Annotated in this window: 3 rRNA genes; all 3 read right to left on the reverse strand. The window is 56.3% G+C overall.

Going from position 1 to position 5,452, the window contains the following annotated elements:
• Positions 1 to 88: 88 nt before the first annotated feature.
• The 3 genes from rrf to ADX84_RS24685 all read right to left on the reverse strand — a co-directional run bounded on the left by rrf (position 89) and on the right by ADX84_RS24685 (position 5,233).
• Positions 89 to 204, reverse strand: a 5S ribosomal RNA gene (gene rrf, locus ADX84_RS24675).
• Positions 205 to 301: 97 nt separating this feature from the next.
• Positions 302 to 3,394: ribosomal RNA gene (locus ADX84_RS24680) — 23S ribosomal RNA — on the reverse strand.
• A 306-nt stretch (positions 3,395 to 3,700) separates the two neighbouring features.
• Positions 3,701 to 5,233: ribosomal RNA gene (locus ADX84_RS24685) — 16S ribosomal RNA — on the reverse strand.
• Together the 16S, 23S and 5S rRNA genes form the textbook arrangement of a ribosomal RNA operon.
• Positions 5,234 to 5,452: the final 219 nt, after the last annotated feature.

Below are 5,452 nucleotides of genomic sequence, written 5' to 3' on the forward strand. Positions count from 1 at the left end.
TTCACAAACGCACAAACAACCCCAACAAAAAAGAAGGGAAAGAACCCGCCCCAAAGGACAAGCCCTTCCCCTCCCCTATCAAGAAAAACCGTGGCAGCGACCTACTCTCCCACCCCACAACAGGGCAGTACCATCAGCGCAAGGAGACTTAACGACCGGGTTCGGAATGAGACCGAGTGTGACCCTCCTGCCAAAACCACCACGGAAACCAACACCCACAACCACCACTCAACCCAACAGGGGAGCAACAGCCACGAGCAAGCTTCGTGAACAAAGTGTGCGCGAACATCCAATTATCTGCAGCGGACAAGCCCTCGACCTATTAGTACCGGTCAGCTCCACCCCTCACGAGGCTTCCACACCCGGCCTATCAACCCTGTCGTCTACAGGGAGTCTTACCCTCTCAAGGAGGCAGGAGACCTCATCTCGAAGCAAGCTTCCCGCTTAGATGCTTTCAGCGGTTATCTCTCCCGAACGTAGCCAACCAGCCATGCCCTTGGCAGGACAACTGGCACACCAGAGGTTCGTCCGTCCCGGTCCTCTCGTACTAGGGACAGCCCTTCTCAAGTCTCCAACGCGCACAGCGGATAGGGACCGAACTGTCTCACGACGTTCTAAACCCAGCTCGCGTGCCGCTTTAATGGGCGAACAGCCCAACCCTTGGGACCAACTCCAGCCCCAGGATGCGACGAGCCGACATCGAGGTGCCAAACCATCCCGTCGATATGGACTCTTGGGGAAGATCAGCCTGTTATCCCCGGGGTACCTTTTAGCCGTTGAGCGACACCGCTTCCACACGCCGGTGCCGGATCACTAGTCCCAGCTTTCGCTCCTGCTCGACACGTCCGTCTCACAGTCAAGCTCCCTTGTGCACTTACACTCAACACCTGATTACCAACCAGGCTGAGGGAACCTTTGGGCGCCTCCGTTACTCTTTGGGAGGCAACCGCCCCAGTTAAACTACCCACCAGACACTGTCCCCGAACCGGATCACGGTCCAAAGTTAGATGCCCGAAACAGTCAGAGTGGTATTTCACCAACGCCTCCACCGCCACTAGCGTGACAGTCTCACAGGCTCCCACCTATCCTACACAAACCATCCCAAACACCAATGTCAAGCTATAGTGAAGGTCCCGGGGTCTTTCCGTCCTGCTGCGCGAAACGAGCATCTTTACTCGTAGTGCAATTTCACCGGGCCCATGGTTGAGACAGTGGGGAAGTCGTTACGCCATTCGTGCAGGTCGGAACTTACCCGACAAGGAATTTCGCTACCTTAGGATGGTTATAGTTACCACCGCCGTTTACTGGCGCTTAGATTCCTAGCTTCGCGGGCCGAAACCCACTAACCAGTCCTCTTAACGTTCCAGCACCGGGCAGGCGTCAGTCCGTATACAGCGTCTTACGACTTCGCACGGACCTGTGTTTTTAATAAACAGTCGCTTCCCCCCGCTATCTGCGACCCCACCCAGCTCAGGCCGTAAAGACCGTCACCAGACAGGGCTCCCCTTCTCCCAAAGTTACGGGGACAATTTGCCGAGTTCCTTAACCATGGTTCACCCGAACGCCTCGGTATTCTCTACCTGACCACCTGCGTCGGTTTAGGGTACTGGCCACACACGAACTCGCTAGAGGCTTTTCTCGACAGCATGGGATCACTCACTTCACCAAAAACGGCTCGGCATCACGTCTCAGCCTTAACGAAGGGCGGATTTGCCTACCCCTCGGCCTACACGCTTACTCCCGGACAACCATCGCCGGGTAGAGCTACCCTCCTGCGTCACCCCATCACTTACCTACTACAAGCTCGGGTCCCAGACCAGTTCAGAGGCATCCCCCGAAGGGCACACCAAGAACCAGCGTGGTTAGCATCACCTGATTCGATACTGGACGCTCGTGCACGGGTACGGGAATATCAACCCGTTATCCATCGACTACGCCTGTCGGCCTCGCCTTAGGTCCAGACTCACCCTGGGCGGATTAACCTGCCCCAGGAACCCTTAGTCAATCGGCGGCAACGTTTCTCACGTTGCTTTCGCTACTCATGCCTGCATTCTCACTCGCACACCCTCCACCACTCGATCACTCGGCAGCTTCACTGGATGCACGACGCTCCCCTACCAACCCAGCCCTTACGGGCTGAACTTCACAGCTTCGGCGGTGTACTTAAGCCCCGCTACATTATCGGCGCAGAACCACTTGACCAGTGAGCTATTACGCACTCTTTAAAGGATGGCTGCTTCTAAGCCAACCTCCTGGTTGTCTCAGCAACTCCACAACCTTTCCCACTTAGCACACGCTTAGGGGCCTTAGCTGATGATCTGGGCTGTTTCCCTCTCGACTACGAAGCTTATCCCCCGCAGTCTCACTGCCACGCTTCACTTAACCGGCATTCGGAGTTTGTCTGACGTCAGTAACCTTGTAGGGCCCATCAGCCAAACAGTAGCTCTACCTCCAGCAAGAAACACGTGACGCTGCACCTAAATGCATTTCGGGGAGAACCAGCTATCACGGAGTTTGATTGGCCTTTCACCCCTACCCACACCTCATCCCCCAGATTTTCAACTCTGGTGGGTTCGGGCCTCCACGAGGTCTTACCCCCGCTTCACCCTGGACATGGGTAGATCACTCCGCTTCGGGTCCACAGCATGCGACTCAATCGCCCTATTCAGACTCGGTTTCCCTACGGCTACCCCACCCGGGTTAACCTTGCCACACACCATGACTCGCAGGCTCATTCTTCAAAAGGCACGCCATCACCAAAGACAAGCTTCAGCTCTGACGGCTTGACAGCACACGGTTTCAGGTACTATTTCACGACCCCTCACCGGGGCACTTTTCACCTTTCCCTCACGGTACTAGTGCACTATCGGTCATCAGGACGTATTTTGGCTTAGCAGGTGGTCCTGCCAGATTCACACGGAATTTCTCGGGCTCCGCGCTACTCGGGAGAACATCAACACCTAGACTCTTCCTTCACCTACGGGACTCTCACCCACTCCGGTACCGTTTCCCAACGGATTCAGCTAGAAAAATCATCAGCGCTCCAGGCCGACAGACCTGAAAAGATGCATCCCACAACCCCGCACACGCAACGACTGTCGTCTATCACACGCGCACGGTTTAGCCTCTTCCCCGTTCGCTCACCACTACTAGGAGAATCACTGTTGTTTACTCTTCCTACGGGTACTGAGATGTTTCACTTCCCCGCGTCACCACCAACTACCCTATACATTCAGGTAGCGGCAACCCGACACAACTCGGGCTAGGTTTCCCCATTCGGACACCCGCGGATCAAAGCTCGGTTGACAGCTCCCCGCGGCCTATCGTGGCCTCCCACGTCCTTCATCGGCGCCTGATGCCAAGGCATCCACCGTGTGCCACTATCACTTGGCCACTACAGATAATAAGATGCTCGCGCACACTATTCACAAATCAAAACACCAACCACAAACTCCCCTACCTCAAACCACAAACCCAACCCGCAAGGGCCAGGACGTGGGAGTTACTGGAGGTGGTAGCGGGAACCAACCACAAGGATTGCTTCCTCAGACACCCAACAGCGCGCCCCCCGACGCTTCTAGTCGCCGGAGGCAAAGTCCAATTTTCTTCAGCCACTCCCCACCACCCCGCAAGGGGTGTGAGGTCCACTTTCGAGTCCGACCAACGATAGAAAGGTGTTGGTCTTCAAAAGACTCCTTAGAAAGGAGGTGATCCAGCCGCACCTTCCGGTACGGCTACCTTGTTACGACTTCGTCCCAATCGCCAGCCCCACCTTCACTCATTCCCTCCCCGAAGGGTTAGGCCACAAGTTTCGGGTGTTGCCGACTTTCATGACGTGACGGGCGGTGTGTACAAGGCCCGGGAACGTATTCACCGCGGCGTTGCTGATCCGCGATTACTAGCGACTCCACCTTCATGGGGTCGAGTTGCAGACCCCAATCCGAACTGAGACCGGCTTTAAGGGATTCGCTCCACCTTACGGTATCGCACGCCCATTGTACCGGCCATTGTAGCATGTTTGCAGCCCAAGACATAAGGGGCATGATGACTTGACGTCGTCCCCACCTTCCTCCGAGTTGACCCCGGCAGTCTCCCATGAGTCCCCACCATTACGTGCTGGCAACATGGAACAAGGGTTGCGCTCGTTGCGGGACTTAACCCAACATCTCACGACACGAGCTGACGACAGCCATGCACCACCTGTCACCCACCAACTAAATGACCCTGTATCTCTACAGGTCCACGGGTGATGTCAAACCTTGGTAAGGTTCTTCGCGTTGCGTCGAATTAAGCAACATGCTCCGCCGCTTGTGCGGGCCCCCGTCAATTCCTTTGAGTTTTAGCCTTGCGGCCGTACTCCCCAGGCGGGGCGCTTAATGCGTTAGCTACGGCGCGGAAACCGTGGAAAGTCCCCACACCTAGCGCCCAACGTTTACGGCATGGACTACCAGGGTATCTAATCCTGTTCGCTCCCCATGCTTTCGCTCCTCAGCGTCAGGTAAGGCCCAGAAACCCGCCTTCGCCACCGGTGTTCCTCCTGATATCTGCGCATTTCACCGCTACACCAGGAATTCCAGTTTCCCCTACCTACCTCTAGCATGCCCGTATCCACTGCAGAACCGGAGTTAAGCCCCGGTCTTTCACAGCAGACGCGACATGCCGCCTACGAGCTCTTTACGCCCAATAATTCCGGACAACGCTCGGACCCTACGTATTACCGCGGCTGCTGGCACGTAGTTAGCCGGTCCTTATTCCCCACCTACCGTCAACCCCACGAGAACGTGGAGCCTGCGTTGGTGGTAAAAGAGGTTTACAACCCGAAGGCCTTCATCCCCCACGCGGCGTCGCTGCATCAGGCTTTCGCCCATTGTGCAATATTCCCCACTGCTGCCTCCCGCAGGAGTCTGGGCCGTGTCTCAGTCCCAGTGTGGCCGGTCGCCCTCTCAGGCCGGCTACCCGTAATCGCCTTGGTAGGCCTTTACCCCACCAACAAGCTGATAGGCCGCGAGCCCATCCCTGACCGATAAAACTTTCCACCCTCCACCATGAGGTGGCGGGTCGTATCCGGTATTAGACGGCGTTTCCACCGCTTATCCCGGAGTCAGGGGCAGGTTGCTCACGTGTTACTCACCCGTTCGCCGCTCGTGTACCCCGAAGGGCCTTACCGCTCGACTTGCATGTGTTAAGCACGCCGCCAGCGTTCGTCCTGAGCCAGGATCAAACTCTCCATAAAGGTCAAACAACCCGTCCCGGCGACCGTGAGGTCAGCCTGGGGCGAGTAAACCTAGAAGAAATCCTGACCAACCAACTCGCGTTGGTTAATCAAAGGAACCCTACGCACCGAAGTGCGTCGGGGCCAAAACAAACATGGCTTAAAGAAAATCAAACACGCGCTGTTGAGTTCTCAAGAAACAATCACTCTTCCCGTACAAGCGCCAGAACCGAAGTTCCG

Origin of the sequence: Nocardiopsis sp. SBT366, assembly GCF_001083815.1 — a bacterium.
Taxonomy (GTDB): Bacteria; Actinomycetota; Actinomycetes; order Streptosporangiales; family Streptosporangiaceae; genus Nocardiopsis; species Nocardiopsis prasina.